The following is a 16511-nucleotide window of genomic DNA, read 5'->3' on the forward strand; positions in this document are numbered from 1 at the left end:
GCAGCATGGGAACATCGAAAGGTTACGGGGGATCTGTTTCTGGACTGGTTCCGTCTTGGGTGGATGATGTGGCGCCTGCAACCAACCCGGGTCAATCCGATGAAGCTGGGCAGCCCTCAAATCCTTCTAGCGATCCAAACAGTCCGAACAATCCTAATCAGCCAGGGCAGGGAGGTCAGTCAGGGCAGCGTCCTATAGACAACAATGGCACGGCCAAGCTGCAGCCGGCTAGAACACAGTTCACCCGCTTTGCCAGAGCTGGAAGCCGCAGCGCGTTGGGCAGGGCACTCTCCAGCTATGTGAGAAGCGGGACAGGCGGGGCTGGACGTGCGGCCCGGCGAATGGGAGCGTCCCGCGCAGCGGCTGGTCGCCTGCTTGGCGTCATCAGGGATGTGCAGCGCTTCGGCGCTGCCGAGGTATTGCGCCGGCTGAATCTGAATGGCCTGGCAGGCCGCCCATCTTCTGAAGTGTTCATGGCCCTGGTTGAGTTTGTATGTCCCGCCGGCGGGGCGATCGACGAGGCGGTGGCACGTCAGGCCATGCTCGAGAATGTCATCGCGCTCGTAGAGTCCGGCGAAACCACGTTCGACGAAATGACACCCGAGCAGATGAACGAATTTTTCCTAGATTTCGTGTCGCAGTCGATTGAGGGGATGGTTATGGCTGACCTTGGTCAGCGAGGCGTGACCATTCCCGATGACGTTGACGCGGTCGAGCGTATGCAAACTGAGCTTCACGACTTCATTACCGGCGCCACGCGCGGTCGGCTATCCGATCGACTGGAGGGATTGCCAGGGCTGACTGACCAGGACATACAGGGCGTTATCAGCCGAATTTACGAGTCAGCGTTTGAGATCATTGCCGTTGCAGGGGAGGCAGCACAATGAGACACCACAGCATAATCTGCAGGCTCGGCGCCGGTGATATTGACCTGATCGAGATTCAGCACCCAGGAAGCCGTGAAACCTCAATCTCATTCCTGGATGGTTACCAGCGTCTCTGCTTTGGTATCGGGCAAGCGATCGATCAACTCGCGAGTAAGGGCATGCGCCCCAGTGAGACTTCAATCGACCTGGCCCTCGTAGCCGGAGCACTCACGGCGGCTGATACCCGGATATCCCGGAAGACTGAATCCCAGAATGCCTGGACGCGCGAGATCGACCTTTACGTGCCTGTGGCAGATCCTGCGTTGTGGACTTCGATGTCAGCGCTGCTTGCCTCGACCTTGCATTTCTTAACCGGCGATCGATGGAGGATCTTCTTCCGTGCCCGGCCTGATGGCGTGGAGGAGCTGGCACCCATCGTGGAACTCTTTCGGAGCTCGACTCCCACAAGCGTGTGTCTGTTCTCTGGTGGTATGGACAGCTTCATTGGCGCGATTGACTTGCTGGCCCAAGGGGAGTCTCCGCTACTGGTGAGCCACTACTGGGACTCCAACAGCACCAGCAAGTATCAGGATCAATGCCTGGAAGCGCTCCAGGAGCGATACCCAGACAGCGCGATCCACCAGGTACAGGCCAGGGTGGGTTTCCCGCAGGGGCTCGTGGCCAACACCAAGGGTGAAGATACGCTGCGAGGTAGATCATTCCTGTTCTTCGCCTTGGCGGCGTTGGCGGCCGATGCCACAGGCGAAGAGATGGTGATCCATGTACCTGAGAACGGTCTGATCTCCTTGAATGTGCCACTGGATCCACTGCGGTTGGGCGCTCTGAGCACCCGAACGACGCATCCCTACTACATGGCTCGCGTGAACGAGCTCTTTGCTGGCCTTGGGCTTCGGATGCGGTTGCACAACATGTATGGGCATCGCACCAAGGGGCAGATGGCCGAGCACTGTGTTGATGGCGAATTTCTCCGCGCAAACGTGCATAAAACCATGTCGTGCTCCTCACCGGGCAAGGCACGATATCAAAGGGATCCGACCAATCGGCAACCCAAGCACTGCGGCTTCTGCGTTCCCTGTATCATCCGGCGGGCGGCCATTGCTCATGGGTGCGGCGATGATACAACCCCGTATGTGATTCCCGACTTGCACGCTGATGTCTTGAACACTAACAAGGCTGACGGGGCACATGTGCGTTCATTCCAGATGGCCATCCGCCGCCTGGAAAGAGCGCCGCACAGTTCGAGGTTCGACATTCACATCCCAGGCCCCTTGATCGACCATCCGGACGACCACCAGGCGTATGAGCAGGTGTATGTGGACGGCCTCAATGAAGTAGATCGATATTTGACTGGAATCAGGGCGCAACCCCTATGAGCCAAGCAGTGCGCGAGCGTCCGAAATGGGTGGATTTTCACTGCCACCTGGATCTCTATTCCAACCATGAAGCCTTGATTCGTGAATGCGATCGGGAAGGGGTAGCCACGCTCGCTGTCACTACCACTCCAAAGGCTTGGGCTCGAAATCAGGAGTTGGCGAGTACTTCAAAGCATGTACGGGTCGCTTTGGGTTTGCACCCGCAACTGGTAGCCGAGCGGGAAGGGGAGCTCGCACTGTTCGAGCGTTTGTTGGAGGGGACACGATACATCGGTGAAATTGGCCTCGATGCTGGCCCTAAATTCTACTCCAACTTCGAGGCGCAGGAGCGCGTCTTCTCTCGGATCCTGTCAGCCTGTTCTGAACAAGGTGGCAAGATTCTTACAGTGCATAGCGTCCGCACTGCCGCAAAGGTGCTGGGACACATCGAGCGCCTGCTTGCACCTGATCGCGGGAGGGTTGTGCTTCACTGGTTCACTGGCAGTGCAACTGAGGCCAGGCGGGCTCTGGATATCGGGTGCTACTTTTCGATCAACATTGAGATGTTGAAGTCAACGAAGCATCGGGCGCTCGTGGCATCGCTGCCACTTGATCGTATGCTCACAGAAACAGATGGGCCGTTCGTGCAAGCGGGTGGTAAGCCGTTAGCCCCTCCAGATGTAAAGAATGCGATTCAGGCGATTGCTTCACTCAAGGGGCTCGACACTGAGCAGGTCGCAAATCAGATTGTTAGCAACCTGGGTAGCCTCCTGCGTAGTTGCTAGTGCTGCCCAGATGATCACGCGTATTACGACGGGCACCTTGATCGCACCTTGCAGAAGATGAAGGACGCTGCGGCCGGCCACGTGCATGTTCTGGAAAACGAATCGCTGATTCTGGGGGATGTCAGAATCCTCGGCAGCACAGCATGGACTGACTTCACATCAACAGGGAACTAGGTCGCGGCTAGCAGTGCCGCTAGGCAGTGCATGAACGACTTTAAGTACATTCGGTGTGATTCCAACTACAGGCGACTTCGAACGGACGACCTGATTACCCGCAACCATCGAACCACCGCCATGCCTTTGTTCCTGGCGAAGTTCATCGCGCTGGATTGGAATGCACTCGCTGAGACGAACATTCCTTTGGCGTTGTGGCCTGTGACCTGACCAATCTTGGCGCTGAACTCCTCGACGTCGTTGATCGGAATGGAGCCTTCATAGTGCTTGCACTCGATCAACATGATCATCGAGGGATTTTCGAGCCCGGGAAGCCTGGCCTCGATGGCGATATCGAACACAATGTAATCGTCTCGATCGCGGGAGAAGTACTTGTGCTTGCGATGGATCGTGCTGAACTGGGGCGAGAAGAAAAGCCTGCCGGCCTTGAGCTCACGGGTCAGGTATTCGAACACCTTCTGCTCAAAGAGCTCGCCTTTGGCATACGTGCTGAGTTTTGGGGGTTCGCTGACTGGGGATGTCATTCCGCTCTGAAGACCTACGCCACCGCTTAGGGCAGGCCACAATAGCTAAAAGCCATGACACCTCACGACGCGGGTGGTGTAAAGATTTGATTCGGGCGCCCATAGTTGCCGGCCTACAGCCGCGCTGTAGCAGCCCTCACTCCTTGCGCCAATAGCGGCTGACAGTGGAGCGCGGCATTCCTAGAAGCTCGATGACTTCGACTTGGCTCTTACCTTGAGCCTTGAGCGCCTGCACCTTACGCAGACTTTCCTCAGCACTGCGCGTACGAGGATGAGCTTTCTTGGTGGGCGCTTGGGGCAGGGGAGCATCAAGCATTTCCAGACGCTTGAGCTCTGCGAACACCTGGTCGAGGAGTTCTCTTGCCGTCTTCTGCTCATCTGCTGCATGTACCAAGGCCAGGAATGCAAGAGGATGCAGATTCAACGCATTTGCCAGCTCTCTGCTGGTTTCCAGCGTTGGGTTGGATTGGCGGCTTTCGAGCCGGCTGACCTGAGACTGGGTTACGCCGTTGGCTACGTCGTACTGCGTCAGCGCTTGCTGATCTCTAAGCATCTGAAGGACTGCCGCATAGGCTTCACGCAGGTTCATTTTATCCGCCCTGATAAAAGCGGAGGGTATGCCGCGTTTGCGCACTCCCACACAAATGTATATAGTCATCCTTGTGGGATCTGGTGGTTTGGCATCACTCCGACGCTAGATATGGGGCTGTGTGAGAGGAAAGAAAGCTGCCCCATTCAATATATCGCTAATTCGTCACATCGAAGGTTGCCGAGGATCACTCGCATATCAGTGTGATGGGTTACTCAGCGGTATAGGACTCGTTCAGGTTGGGCGGGGAGATTTCCACGAATGACGGGTAATGCGTATGCGCAAGAAGACCAGATTTGGGTGCCGGCTGAAGCACGGGCACCAGGTCGGATCTGGCGATCAATGTATGTTCAGCCTTTTTCAGGTGCACTGAGATGTCCAGCAATTTTGGTTTATTGACAAGCCAGCAGTCACCCGCAGAGACATCCGCCGGGTTGGTGCCTGGCAATGTAGAACGGGCGATGGCCACAAATTTTGGTATCCCAATAACAGGCTTCCTCTGCAGTGTCGTGTTCGATGAGTCAATCAATTGCCTGGTCGGCATCGTGTATCGCGAGAGCCGCGGCCGATTTCAAGATGGTTCAACAATCCGTACCTCTACGCTCAGGCGGCGCATAGAGCATGGTGCGTACCATCTTTTTCAAACCAGAAACGGAAGCACTTACGTTGTTTGCGACTGGGCGCTGGAAGGTGGAAGCCCTCAGTTCGAAGGTGCCCTTCACTAAGCCCGGCATATCCCGCAACGAAGCGATGCAAGATGAAGCGCGCTAAGAAGAATCAGGTAGGCACAGTGGAAGCAGCGTTGCTAGCAAACTTTTTATCCGAGCACGGCCTTCCCGTTGATGGGGACGATCAATCAGATGACGTGATTGTGAAAACGGCATGGGCAAATAATCAGGGCCGACCATTCTATGTTGTTCGGGATTGGCTCCTACTCGACATCATGGTGCCTAGTGATGTTGAAGATGATCTCAAAGCTAACGGGCTACAGCCAACGGTAGTCTTTGCCCACACTGTGGTATACGACAGCAAGGCTGAAGGCTCCCGAGCAGGTGCAATTCGCTCAAGCTTCCAGCGTGTACTAGATGATTCCACTTTTGAAAGCATGAATACGAGTTACATCTTAGCCGGGCCAGGGACAAGAAAACATGTGAGCCTTCCTGCACTCCTAGCCTTGGAAAATGCCTGAACGCAACCAATGCACCAGTCGCCCAATAGATAAATGATAATAAGGCGAAGGAACTATGAAAACGGAAACGAATTTTGAGGAGCTGATTCGACGTCAGGCCGAGCAGGTGTTTGGCAGCAAAGCCAAGGCCGATGCCTGGTTGGCTCGCCCTCACATCGCACTTGGGGGTTTAGCTGCACTGGAGTGCGCATGCAATGAGGCTGGATATCGGAGAGTGAAGGCTACGCTCGACCGGATTGATCAGGGATATGCCTGTTAATGTGACCGATGCTGTAGGTCTAGTAGACGCAGTAGGTTCCAAGCTACAGGCACACCCAGCCGTGAAGTGATGCTTTGTACCATTGTAACTACTTAGGCGAGGCCATCCGAATATCATGAAAGGCATGGACTCCTCTGGTTTGCAAAACGAGTTATCTGCCACTGTGAACCCCTCGACCGAAGCTTGCTTGGGCACCGCTTCCGGTGAAATCGACGCCGAGGTCAAAAGCGCTGAGTGGGCCAGATTCTGTCTCCGGCATCGAGCGGTGGAAGACACCTCCGAAATTGCCTGTCCTCGCGTTGAGCTCCCCCAGATTGATGGGCCTATGGAGGTTCGGATTGCGGTCAGTTTTTCTGGCGGTAAGCAAATGAACTGCGCGCTGTTTATCGTACCGTTAGGTGATATCGACCCGCCCCCCGTTAGCTCCTGCCACATGGGTGCAAATCTGACCTTGAGGGGAGGTCGTTGTTTGCTAGTCCCAGTCTCTGACGATGTTAAGTGGGTACATGAAACATGGCCTAGGTCGATGGAGGAACTGAATGCTTTTGTTGCTAATGTGACTGACTCGCCACGATTTTTGGAGGCGTGGGTCATGGAAAGGAGCTGCGAATCTAACAAATTGTTGATGGTGGTGGTCATCCACGGCAATGTTTTCCATGGCTATTTGCTGGGGGCTCCAAAGCCTGGGGATTTTAATGAGACCCGTGTGATCCCTATCTTCTTCGAGCAGGTTGGCGAACTCACATGTGATTCACCCGTCCTGATTGAGCTAGACCTCAGTGTCAAGAATCTCGATGCGTTACTCAGCCATACGCGCCAGTTACTGTCGGGGCCGGATCGTGCTCAGGCCGATAGCCATTTGCGTGATGCGCTCGGTGAACTGGCTAATGCCTTGGAGAGGGGCGCCAGTCGATCTCGTTCGACTTGAGTTAGGTGCAATGCCTTAATGTTATTGAACACTTAGATTGGGGTTTTTAGTGGTAGATTCGGGCGTGATTGAGTTGGCTGTCGCCGGCAGGATTTTTCAGATGTGAAGAGGGATGTTGGTCGTCAATAAAGTAGTGCAGGCACAAGCTCCAGAGTATTCTGAACTAAAAGAACAAAAAAAAGAGGTGTCCAGTGTCCGAGATTAAGATGTTGCTCGAAATTGTCGGTGGTAGCTTGAATGTTCGACATAGCATAGAGAAGCGCGATAGTGAGGAGCTCTCGAAATTTCAGGCTATACGGCTTCTTTACCGAATGCTTGATTACATCGGTCATCTAAACCTAGGGCTCGAATATTCAGCGCTTGCCGTTGCTCGAGAAGTTTTCGGCGGGGAAGGGTGGGCGGACGAAGTCATTGAGCTGTTGTTAGCCGCTGAGACCTGGGAGAGCCGGACGAGCGCGGCATGGCATGCTGTGGACGATGAGGCCAGGAAGACCGCGCTTTCGTTGGATTTTCGTCAGCCCGAGTGGCGCGCTAGGGTAAAATTCGAATCTGTCTTATCGGCTTTCAAAAACACCCAGACAGTCCCGGTTGGCTCCTTGCACTAAATAGTACGTTGACTGCAAAGCAAAAATGTCGAAGGTTCATGGGTCTGACCCCATGACTCTGACGCATCTCGAGCAAGGCTTAGAAGTGAGCTTAGCGGGTTGGAAAGCATGATTTTGGCGTATATTTCTGACCTATAGCCCAAAACAGTCATCATGGCTTCCTCGGCGACCGAGCGCGTGAAATGGATAGCACCATCACCACTGAGATCTGGAGGCGCGCCTCGGCTTGCTGCGGTGGTGAATTCGTTCATGTTCTGAGCGGGCTGCTCGACGAATATGAACGCAAGCCCGGGAAAGACGAGCCTGCTCGAATCACTGCCGAATGGGTAGGCGAGGATGGTTACTCGTCCCTAGTCGTAGCCCTAAATGCAAAGTCTCGTCGGGATGTCAGGTACTACGACCATGGCTGGCATATCGAGCTGCGATCGCGTCTCTGGGTGCACATCTGCAGGGGCATACAGCATCGACTGGTGTTGAGTGGGTCGGCACCGGAACCCATCACTGAGGATCTCCTGGCTTTCGAAATCGGCGTTTGATGCGATCCATTGGGCGCTATGCGGCGTTCATGGCGCCTCTAAGCGAATCATCGCCAGGCTCATAGCCTGTTGTCTGACACTGACCGGGGATTTCAGCCCACTATGAATGGATTGATCCCTTGAGCGCTGCGCGCCTTGGGTTTGAACCCAAACGAAAAGCAGCGGCCTGACGGCCAATGAGACGATTCCCCCAGGGCCCAACGGGCCAACCCACATCTGCTATGACATTTGTGAAACGAGCCGAGTCTGTAAGAAGCAGAGCTGGACGAAAAGCATGCGGCCAAGATCGTGGGAAAACCGAAGAAAGAGGAGCGGGCGTAGATCCCGCTTTTCTTTGGGTCTCAAATATAGAACTCCGTTTTCAAAAAAAATTGACAGAGGCGACTTTCAAATCTTTCTTGGAAACGTGATGTAATTCACATTTTTCGTGGTTTTATGTTAGGGCTAGGTCATTCCCTCGCTGGCCGCCTGCCTCCCGCTCAGCGGCAAGCTGCGTCTGAGTGAAGCATCCGATGTTGCCGTCACGGTACTTCAACTTCGACCAACCAATGCTCCTAGCGATGATCTTTCCTGGTTTCTCCAGGTTGCAGGGGTACTACTGGCCGCGGCGTCTGAGCAGAGCCGCTGCGTTGGAAGTCTACAGAGGTCACCGGGCTTGATTGGCGGGGAAGAGAGGGCCCCTCCTGACGAGTTTTGCCTCAATCGATAAGGCCCATTTGTTGCTAAGTGGGGGCAGTACTCACATCAAATGCTCAACTCGATCAGTTCGCCAAGGCCCTGCACCATCAGCGCGACGTGAATGTTGGTGTCCCTATAAGCTCCGAGGGAGTCCATCACGTCTTTGAACTGATTCCAGGCTATGTCTTGAGCTTCTTGGCGCTTCTTAGAGAGGATGCTTTGGCTCAAATGCATAATGCCGGAGAACGCCGTCTCCACTGACTGCAGTTTCGTCCAGTCCTCAAGCTCAACGCGGTTGAGCTTTTGCCGCAGACGCGCGGCTTGGTTCTGATGCTCGCGATCTTGCTCAATCGCGGGAGAAACGCTGTATGTCAGGAGGAAAGCATGGATTGCCATTAGAAGTCCCTTCATGGTTGTTGGATTAGCACCGCCTACAGGCTGCCTCTAATGGCAAGGTGGAACTACCAATATTAAGTAGGATGAGCCAAGGCGTTTATCGTGTTTTCGAGTGAAGGACTGGTAGCGAGCCGGCGGGCATCATGTCTATTCGGAAAATCAGGAGCTAGACATGTGTATTCTTTACATGGCAGAGCCCAGCAGTGCAGCTGAATGGCGTCAGGCTTTTCTGGATCGTGCTCCCGAACTTGAGTTTCGCGAGTGGCCTGAGGTCGGTGATGCGCATGAGGTTCAGTATCTCATCGCCTGGAAGCCAATGCCGCGGCTGATGGAGCAGTTTCCCAATCTGAAGGTGCTGTACTCGGCAGGTGCGGGCGTAGATCAGTTCGATCTGTCTAATCTTCCCGATCATGTTTCCTTGGTGAGGCTAGTCGATGACACTATGGCTGACATCATGGCCGAGTATGTGATCTTCGCCGTACTTGCCTTGCATCGTGACATGCTTGATTACTATTTCAGCCAAAGCGAGCGCTCTTGGGCGCCACTTCCTATCATTCCGGCCTGCGAGCGCCGTGTGGGCATCATGGGGCTTGGGAATCTGGGGCAAGTAGCTCTTGAGCGCTTAAAGCCTCTGGGCTTTCAGATGAGCGCATGGAGCCGCTCCCCTAAAGAAGTGCCAGGCGGTCACTGTTTTGTCGGCGTTGATCAGTTGCATGACTTTCTTGCCCAATGCGACATCCTGATCAACCTGTTACCGCTTACTCCTGAAACGACTGGAATCTTGAACGTCAGTACTCTCAGTGCGCTACCCATGGGGGCAGGGATAGTGAATGTTGGTCGCGGGGCCCATGTCGTTGAGAAGGATCTGTTGACGGCACTAGAGATTGGCAAGGTAGGGGGAGCGGTGTTGGATGTACTCGATCAAGAGCCACCTCAATCTGACCATCCTTTCTGGCAACACCCTCGTGTGCTGCTAACACCTCATATTGCTAGCAATGTGCAAGTCAAAGGCGCAGTTGATGTGGTTGCGCGAAATCTCTACCGAGAGCGAAGAGGGCTGCCGTTGTTGAATGCCGTGGATCGCAGCAAGGGCTACTGAAGGCGGTCTCGAGGAGAGAGAGGCTCTGATGAGCCTCCCTCGTCATTTTAGTGGCCGCCCAAGTACGCTTCCCGTACCTCCTTGTTTCCCAGCAGTTCCTCACCTGTCCCGGTCATCCTGATTTCACCTGTCACCATCACATAGGCTCGATCGCTAAGGCGAAGGGCATGGTTGGCATTCTGCTCGACCAGGAAGATGGTCATGCCGGACTTTGCGAGCTCCCTGAGTGTGGAGAAGATCTGCTTCACCACGATCGGCGCCAAGCCCAATGAAGGCTCATCCAGCAGCAGAAGCTTGGGGCGGCTCATCAGAGCCCGCGCGATGGCCAGCATTTGCTGTTCGCCGCCCGACATCGTCATTGCTCGTTGATTACGCCGTTCACGCAGGCGAGGGAAGAGATCAAACATCCTCTCACGATCTGCTTCGGCGTGATTCATGCCGATCGGAATGGTGCCCATTAACAGGTTTTCTTCAACCGTCATGTCAGGGAAGACGCGGCGGCCCTCGGGTGACTGAGCGATACCATTGGACGCAACGAAATGCGTGCTTTTGCGCGTGATGTCCTGGCCTTGATAAATAATCTGCCCGCTGCTTGCTCGAGGCTGGCCAAAGATCGACATCAAGAGCGTAGATTTGCCTGCGCCATTGGCGCCAATCAGGCTTACCGTTTCTCCCGTGTTGATGTGCATATTGACCTTGCGAAGTGCCTTGATCGGCCCGTAATGCACGTCTACGTCTTTGAACGCCAGAATCTGGGTGCTCATGCCACTTCCTCCTCTTCCGCGCCGAGGTAGGCTGCGATTACCTTCTGGTCATCCTTGATGTCACTCGGAGTGCCTTGGGCGATGACAAGCCCATGATCCAGCACGATGATGTGATCGGAGATGCTCATGACCATGCCCATGTCGTGCTCAATCAACAGTACGGTGAGCTGATGGTCATCGCGCAGTCGGCGAATGATGCCGCTCAAGGCGATGGTTTCAGCAGGGTTCAAGCCCGCTGCAGGCTCGTCGAGGCAGATCAGTTCCGGGCCGGTGCACATCGCACGAGCGATCTCCAGGCGTCGCTGCTGGCCATAGGAAAGTTCGCCTGCCAGCCTGTTGCAGTGCTCGACTAGGTCGACCACTTCCAGCCAGTAGAAAGCTGTATCGAGCAGCTTGCTCTCGGCTTTTCGATAGCCCGGGGTATTCAGGATTCCGGTCAGCAGGTTGCGCTGAGCCAGCATGTGCTGGGCGACCAACAGGTTTTCCAGGACGGTCATTTCCTTGAAAAGCCGGATGTTCTGGAAGGTGCGCGCGAGCCCTGCACGGTTAACCAGATGCGTTCCGCCGAACATCTTGTACCAGACACGCGAGCCAAACTGGCCTGGGTTGATGAAGTCTTGAGCTTTGAACGGCTCACCCAATACTTTGATGACGTCGGTCTGCTTGCCTTGAGCGTTGAGCAGGATTTTGCCGCCGGTGGCTGAGTAGAAGCCCGTCAGGCAGTTGAAGACAGTGGTCTTGCCGGCGCCGTTGGGGCCAATGAGCGCAGAAATCGAATGCCGCTTGATCGAGAAGTTGACATCGTTGAGTGCCTTGATGCCGCCGAAGTGCATCATGAGACTGTCCACGGTGAGGATGTTGTCTTTCATGGGGCTACTCCTTTGCGTGGTGCAATGCCGATGCGATTGATGCGAATCAGCCCGCGGGGGCGCCAAATCATCATGAGTACCATCAAGATGCCGAACATCAGCACGCGGTAGTCGGCAAAGCTGCGCAGCAACTCAGGTGCGATAGTGAGTACGAATGCTGCGATCACCACGCCTACGGTAGAGCCCATGCCGCCCAGTACGACGATGGCGAGAATCAGGGCTGACTCGAAGAAGGTGAACGAGGTGGGGTTAACAAAGCCCTGGTAGGTCGCGAAGAAGACGCCCGCGATTCCGGCAGTCGATGCGCCGATCATGAACGCAGACAACTTCACCAGAACGTGGTTGAGGCCCATGGAGCGGCACGCAATTTCATCCTCGCGAAGCGCTTCCCAGGCGCGGCCCACAGGCATGCGTGTCAGACGATGCTTGATGTACAGCACGGACAGAACCACCAGGAGCAGTACCGTGTAGATGAAGATGAACTTCATATTCGAGTTGTAGGTGACCCCGAAGAACTCGTGGTAGGGAACACCGCCATCCTTTGCACGTCGAGCGAACTCAAGACCGAAGAAGGTAGGAGAGGGCGCAGTCATGCCGTTGGGGCCGTTGGTGAACGACACCCAGTTGGTGAGCACAAGCCTGATGATTTCCCCAAACCCCAAGGTGACGATCGCCAGGTAGTCACCATGCATTCTTAGCACCGGGAATCCGAGTAGCATTCCCGCAAAAGCTGCAAACAAGGCAGCGAGTGGCAGCATGCTCCAGAAGCCCAAGCCAAGGTGTTCGTAGCCGAGCGTGAGACCGTAGGCTCCGATCGCGTAGAAGCCGACGAAACCCAGGTCGAGCAGACCGGCCAGACCAACCACGATGTTGAGACCCAGACCGAGCAGAACGTAAATGAGGCCCAGGATGACGACAGTCAGCAGGTACTTGTTTGCGTAGAACGGCAGGATCAATGCCATGACCACAAGCACAGGCAACACTCAGCGCATGTGGGATGCATGCCCTGGCGGTTTGACACCAACGCCGCTGCCGGCACTATCGAAGCGCTCCATGAGCGAGCGCCCAGGAGTTGTCTGCAGGAATAGGCTCAGGAGAAGTCGGCCCGCCATGACCGTTCCGACAAGCCAACCAACGCGGTCAAAACGAGGGGTGAAATCGTAGCCTTGCAGAACCACACCAACGATTGGCCCGAACACGATCAAGGCGACGAGCCCGGCCAGTACGGTGTCAATCAAGGCCTTCTTGATATCGATGCTTTTCATGTTATCGCTCACGGCTTCATACCTTGGTTACTTGAGGTCGGCCAAGGAGGCCTTGGGGGCGGAAGATGAGGATCATCACGAGAAGGGAGAAACTGAACACGTCCTTGTAGTCAGCGTTTACCACACCGGAGAACTGAGCTTCAGAGACACCCAGGATCAAACCACCCAGCATCGCGCCAGGCAGTGAACCAATGCCACCAAGAACCGCCGCCGTGAACGCCTTGATGCCAATGATGAAGCCTGCGTAGAAGTCGAAGGTTCCGTAGTTGAGGGTGATAAGCACGCCCGCGAGTGCGCCCATCGAGGCGCCGATGACGAACACGTACGAGATCACTCGGTCAGTGTTGATGCCCAGAATCTGGGACATTTTCCGGTCTTGCTGAGTGGCGCGGCACATCCTGCCCAGGCGGGTGTTCTTGATCACGAAGGTGAGGGCGAGCATGCCGATAATGGCGGCTGCCAGGATGAATAGCTTGGTATGGGTGATCATTACGAAACCATCACCGACCGAGAAGCGAAGGGTTCCTTCAACCAGGGTAGGAACGCCCTGTTGACGTGCCCCCTGGCTGATTTGCACGTAGTTCTGCAGCACGAGCGAAATGCCGATAGCAGAGATCAACGGCGCGAGGCGCGTAGAATTGCGCAGCGGTTTGTAGGCCACGCGTTCGATTGCCAGGCCGTAGACCCCGGTTACGACGATGGTGAAGATCAAGGTGCCGAGAATGATCAGCGGGAAGGAGTCGATACCGAAGAAGCTCAGCACGGCAATGGAGATGGCGGCCAGGTAGGCGGAGACCATATACACTTCGCCATGCGCGAAGTTGATCATGCCGATGATGCCATAGACCATGGTGTAGCCGATCGCGATCAGGCCATAGACCGAGCCCAGCGTTAGTCCATTGACTAGCTGTTGAATGAATGTGTCCACGAGAATTTCCCCAAACGGGCGGAGGAGGTGCAGGCTGGAGTCAGCCTGCACGTTGCTAAGGTTTCGTCAGAGCTGACCGAATTTCCCGTCTGCGTCCCATTTGTACATCACGTACGGGGACTCTTTGAGATCACCTTTGGCGTTCCAGCTTTTGTTACCGAGGACAGTGTCGACCGAGTGGGATTTCAGCCATTCACTCGCCTTGTTTCCATCGGTGCCGCCAGTTGCACTGAACGCTGCGGCCAGCGCTTGAAGAGAGGCGTAAGAGAAGAGGGTGTAGCTCTCAGGCTCATACCCAGCATCCCGGAATTCCTTGACCACGGCCTTGCCGGAATCCAGGTTGCGTGGATCCGGGTAGAAGGTCATGAGCACGCCGTCAGTGTATTTCTTGCCCCCAGCAGTTGTGACGAGCTGGTCGGTAACGGTGCAGTCGGTGGTCACGAAGGGGATGGTGACACCTTGTTCGCGCATCTGGCGTACCAGCGGGCCAGCTTCTGGGTGGCACCCGCCGAAGTACACCGCGTCGGCTTTCGAGGAGCGAATCTTGGTGACTACGGCGTTGAAGTCCTTCTCCCCGCGAGTCAGGCCTTCATACAACACAGTCTCCACACCTTCGGCCTTCAGCGAGGCCTTCGTGGTGTCTGCTACGCCTTGACCGAAAGTGTCTTTGTCGTGAATTACGGCGACGGTTTTCGCCTTTAGATTCTTGGCGATGTAGTCAGCTGCTACCTGTCCTTGCTGATCGTCGCGACCGGCCATGCGGAATACGCCAACCAATCCGCGTTCAGTGATGCTAGGTGCCGAGGAGGCGGGAGTAATAGTGACGATCTGGGCTTCGTCATAGATTTCAGAGGCAGGAATCGTGGAGGAGGAGCAGTAGTGGCCGATTACCGCGACGACTTTGGCGCTGTCCACCATCTGGTTGGCTGCGGCGACAGCTTGTTTGGGTTCGCACGCATCATCCCCTTTAACCAGGACAATCTGCTGACCATTGACTCCGCCTTTAGCGTTGATGTCCTTGGCAGCTTGTTCCGCGCCGCGCCAGATTTGTTCACCGAAGGCCGCGTTTGGCCCAGTCAATGGCGCGCCGACACCAATTTTGATGTCGGCCACGGCGGTCATGGAGAGGGCCATGGAAATGGCGGCGGGAAGGGCGGTTGATGCCTTGAAGATCTTTTTCATGCTCTTGCCTCGTTATTATTGACTTTGTTGTTCGTTCAGGCAGCGGTAGGCGCATTGATAGTTTCAATGGCGACTAGAATTGGCTGTCCTGATAATGGCGTTGGCAGTGGTGAGTCTTAGATCTGATGTATCAATTTTTATTGTTCTTTGCTTGAAGGGCATCCTTTGAAAAAAAGTTGGTTTATCCTTGTTTGACGTTCCTGTTCTGTGACTTGGTTAAATAAGTGTTTGTGAGCGCTCAGTTATCCTCAATACACTGGGCGGTCTAAAGCATTTTTAACGCCCGGTCTGATCATTTATCGCTCACTTTCTTTGAATGCTAACGACGATCACTGAGTCGTGCTATCTACATTGGATAGGTTTTCAATCGGCTGAATTCCACCTTGTCATAGGAGGTGGTGGGCGAGTGATGTTGTGGCAATGACAGCCGTAGTGTGGGGCGTGCTGGAGGTAGCACGAGCTGCGAGGCTGGGGGTTGGAGAGGCTCCAAAGCGCAGGGCTAGGAGCCACGTCCGGTTATCGCGCTTCTTCTAACCAGCTGACGCTGAATGCGCAGGGGATCTGCGTAAGGTCGTCCAGGTTGCAATCCAGGGTGATGAAGATCGCCACGGAGTTTCCTTCGGGCTGCCGGCGCAGCAAGCGAGGTGCAGAGAACGCGGTGCCGACCGTTTGCATCAGCAGATCGCGTTCTGGCGTTGATATCAAAGCTTTGCACCTGAGGAGTTTTTCGCCCAGGCAGCCTGTGATGTTCTCCAGCCAATCGATAGCGTCACCCGGATCTGGTTCGCTGAGCCGTGCCTGGTAGACATGGATTCGCGGATGAGCCGTGGCGAGCATCAACTTGCGTTGGGGGAGTGGCTCATCCAGGGGGCGATGCGATGCGGCTGCAAATGCTTTCTCGCTCCGCACCGACTGCGATAACTCCTCGACGATCGTTGCGAAGGGATTGATGTACTCCACCTTCGACCGGGCATCGCTCACCATCTTTTGATCGACCTCATCAATCTTGGTGAGCACTACGGTTTGGGCTGCACTCAACTGTGCAGCCGCAGCAGAAAGCTGCGTCCCTCCGAGTGGCGGATGGGTGCAGTCGTATGCGCATATTATTGAGACGGCCATTTGTAGGTGTGCCAGGCCCGCCAGTGATCTCACCACCTCGCCAGGCATGGATAGACCGCTGCACTCAAGGATGATGTGATCAAACGGCGGGAGATCCATCCTGGCCCTGGTTTCGATCAGGTCTTGCACGGTCGAAACCAGATCGTTTCCAAGGCTGCAGCATACGCACCCATTGCTGAGCGTTTCGATGACCAAGCCATTTGCTGACTCAACGAGTACAGCGCCGTCAATATTGACGACGCCGGCTTCGTTGACGATGACTGCAGTGCCGCTGCCTGACTCCTCCTGATGGAGGAGCTGCTCTAGCAAGGTCGTTTTGCCGCTACCCAATGGGCCGGTCAAAATAAAGAAGTCGATACCTCGTGACGGAGGGATCATGGTCA

General features: G+C 55.2%; 17 protein-coding genes and 2 pseudogenes. 9 read left to right on the forward strand and 10 right to left on the reverse strand.

Annotated elements, in window-relative coordinates; all coding sequences use genetic code 11:
* Window positions 1-5 precede the first annotated feature (5 nt).
* From qatB to ACNQP3_RS13255, 4 genes and pseudogenes are all read left to right on the forward strand, one after another.
* Complete coding sequence (gene qatB, locus ACNQP3_RS13240) at window positions 6-887, forward strand: Qat anti-phage system associated protein QatB (RefSeq protein WP_319026132.1); 882 nt, start codon at window positions 6-8, stop codon at window positions 885-887.
* Entirely contained in the window at window positions 884-2260 is a 1377-nt protein-coding gene (gene qatC, locus ACNQP3_RS13245; protein ID WP_264317155.1) for a Qat anti-phage system QueC-like protein QatC, read from the forward strand. The genes qatB and qatC overlap by 4 nt, the downstream gene beginning before the upstream one ends.
* Entirely contained in the window at window positions 2257-3024 is a 768-nt protein-coding gene (gene qatD, locus ACNQP3_RS13250; RefSeq protein WP_264317156.1) for a Qat anti-phage system TatD family nuclease QatD, read from the forward strand. The genes qatC and qatD overlap by 4 nt, the downstream gene beginning before the upstream one ends.
* Window positions 3025-3036: 12 nt before the next feature.
* A pseudogene (locus ACNQP3_RS13255) lies at window positions 3037-3306 on the forward strand (serine/threonine protein phosphatase); the annotation flags it as partial.
* Here the strand turns inward: ACNQP3_RS13255 and ACNQP3_RS13260 are convergent.
* The 3 genes from ACNQP3_RS13260 to ACNQP3_RS13270 form a co-directional block, all read right to left on the reverse strand.
* The gene (locus ACNQP3_RS13260) at window positions 3264-3722 is read right to left on the reverse strand and encodes a restriction endonuclease (protein ID WP_264317157.1); all 459 of its coding nucleotides are present in this window, start codon (window positions 3720-3722) and stop codon (window positions 3264-3266) included. The pseudogene ACNQP3_RS13255 and the gene ACNQP3_RS13260 overlap by 43 nt on opposite strands.
* A 136-nt stretch (window positions 3723-3858) precedes the next feature.
* Window positions 3859-4311 carry a helix-turn-helix domain-containing protein gene (locus ACNQP3_RS13265; RefSeq protein ID WP_264317158.1) on the reverse strand — a complete coding sequence of 151 codons (453 nt, stop codon included), beginning with the start codon at window positions 4309-4311 and terminating at the stop codon, window positions 3859-3861.
* Window positions 4312-4522: 211 nt separating this feature from the next.
* Entirely contained in the window at window positions 4523-4780 is a 258-nt protein-coding gene (locus tag ACNQP3_RS13270; protein WP_264317159.1) for a hypothetical protein, read from the reverse strand.
* Window positions 4781-5068: 288 nt separating this feature from the next.
* On the opposite strand from ACNQP3_RS13270, the gene ACNQP3_RS13275 reads away from it, so the two are divergent.
* The 4 genes from ACNQP3_RS13275 to ACNQP3_RS13290 all read left to right on the forward strand — a co-directional run bounded on the left by ACNQP3_RS13275 (window position 5069) and on the right by ACNQP3_RS13290 (window position 7292).
* A complete protein-coding gene (locus tag ACNQP3_RS13275) occupies window positions 5069-5500 on the forward strand; it encodes a DUF6957 family protein (RefSeq protein WP_264317160.1) in 432 nt (143 codons plus the stop codon).
* Between the two features lie 55 nt (window positions 5501-5555).
* Window positions 5556-5759, forward strand: coding sequence for an MbcA/ParS/Xre antitoxin family protein (locus ACNQP3_RS13280; RefSeq protein ID WP_264317161.1), 204 nt, complete (start codon window positions 5556-5558; stop codon window positions 5757-5759).
* 526 nt (window positions 5760-6285) lie between these two features.
* Window positions 6286-6687, forward strand: coding sequence for a hypothetical protein (locus ACNQP3_RS13285; protein WP_264317162.1), 402 nt, complete (start codon window positions 6286-6288; stop codon window positions 6685-6687).
* A 191-nt stretch (window positions 6688-6878) separates the two neighbouring features.
* Entirely contained in the window at window positions 6879-7292 is a 414-nt protein-coding gene (locus ACNQP3_RS13290; RefSeq protein ID WP_264317163.1) for a hypothetical protein, read from the forward strand.
* A gap of 1280 nt (window positions 7293-8572) precedes the next feature.
* Here the strand turns inward: ACNQP3_RS13290 and ACNQP3_RS13295 are convergent.
* Window positions 8573-8902, reverse strand: a complete 330-nt coding sequence (locus tag ACNQP3_RS13295) for a hypothetical protein (RefSeq protein WP_264317164.1) — start codon at window positions 8900-8902, stop codon at window positions 8573-8575.
* A 172-nt stretch (window positions 8903-9074) separates the two neighbouring features.
* Between ACNQP3_RS13295 and ACNQP3_RS13300 the strand changes: the two genes are divergently transcribed.
* The gene (locus ACNQP3_RS13300; protein WP_264317165.1) at window positions 9075-10001 is read left to right on the forward strand and encodes a 2-hydroxyacid dehydrogenase; all 927 of its coding nucleotides are present in this window, start codon (window positions 9075-9077) and stop codon (window positions 9999-10001) included.
* Between the two features lie 47 nt (window positions 10002-10048).
* On the opposite strand, the gene ACNQP3_RS13305 is transcribed toward ACNQP3_RS13300, so the two are convergent.
* The 6 genes and pseudogenes from ACNQP3_RS13305 to ACNQP3_RS13330 all read right to left on the reverse strand — a co-directional run bounded on the left by ACNQP3_RS13305 (window position 10049) and on the right by ACNQP3_RS13330 (window position 16506).
* Window positions 10049-10765 (reverse strand): ABC transporter ATP-binding protein, encoded by a 717-nt coding sequence (locus ACNQP3_RS13305; RefSeq protein WP_264317166.1) that lies wholly within the window; start codon window positions 10763-10765, stop codon window positions 10049-10051.
* Window positions 10762-11634 (reverse strand): ABC transporter ATP-binding protein, encoded by an 873-nt coding sequence (locus ACNQP3_RS13310; RefSeq protein ID WP_264317167.1) that lies wholly within the window; start codon window positions 11632-11634, stop codon window positions 10762-10764. The genes ACNQP3_RS13305 and ACNQP3_RS13310 overlap by 4 nt, the downstream gene beginning before the upstream one ends.
* Window positions 11631-12899 (reverse strand): annotated as a pseudogene (gene livM / locus ACNQP3_RS13315) (high-affinity branched-chain amino acid ABC transporter permease LivM). Before livM ends, ACNQP3_RS13310 begins: the two are co-directional and overlap by 4 nt.
* Before the next feature lie 16 nt (window positions 12900-12915).
* Window positions 12916-13827: an ABC transporter permease subunit gene (locus ACNQP3_RS13320; protein WP_413470054.1), complete on the reverse strand. Its 912-nt coding sequence runs from the start codon at window positions 13825-13827 to the stop codon at window positions 12916-12918.
* A gap of 66 nt (window positions 13828-13893) precedes the next feature.
* Window positions 13894-15009, reverse strand: coding sequence for a branched-chain amino acid ABC transporter substrate-binding protein (locus tag ACNQP3_RS13325; RefSeq protein ID WP_264317168.1), 1116 nt, complete (start codon window positions 15007-15009; stop codon window positions 13894-13896).
* A 516-nt stretch (window positions 15010-15525) separates the two neighbouring features.
* Entirely contained in the window at window positions 15526-16506 is a 981-nt protein-coding gene (locus ACNQP3_RS13330) for a CobW family GTP-binding protein (protein WP_264317169.1), read from the reverse strand.
* Window positions 16507-16511 lie beyond the last annotated feature (5 nt).

This window comes from Pseudomonas sp. LFS074 (assembly GCF_047978165.1).
Taxonomy (GTDB): domain Bacteria; phylum Pseudomonadota; class Gammaproteobacteria; order Pseudomonadales; family Pseudomonadaceae; genus Aquipseudomonas; species Aquipseudomonas putida_P.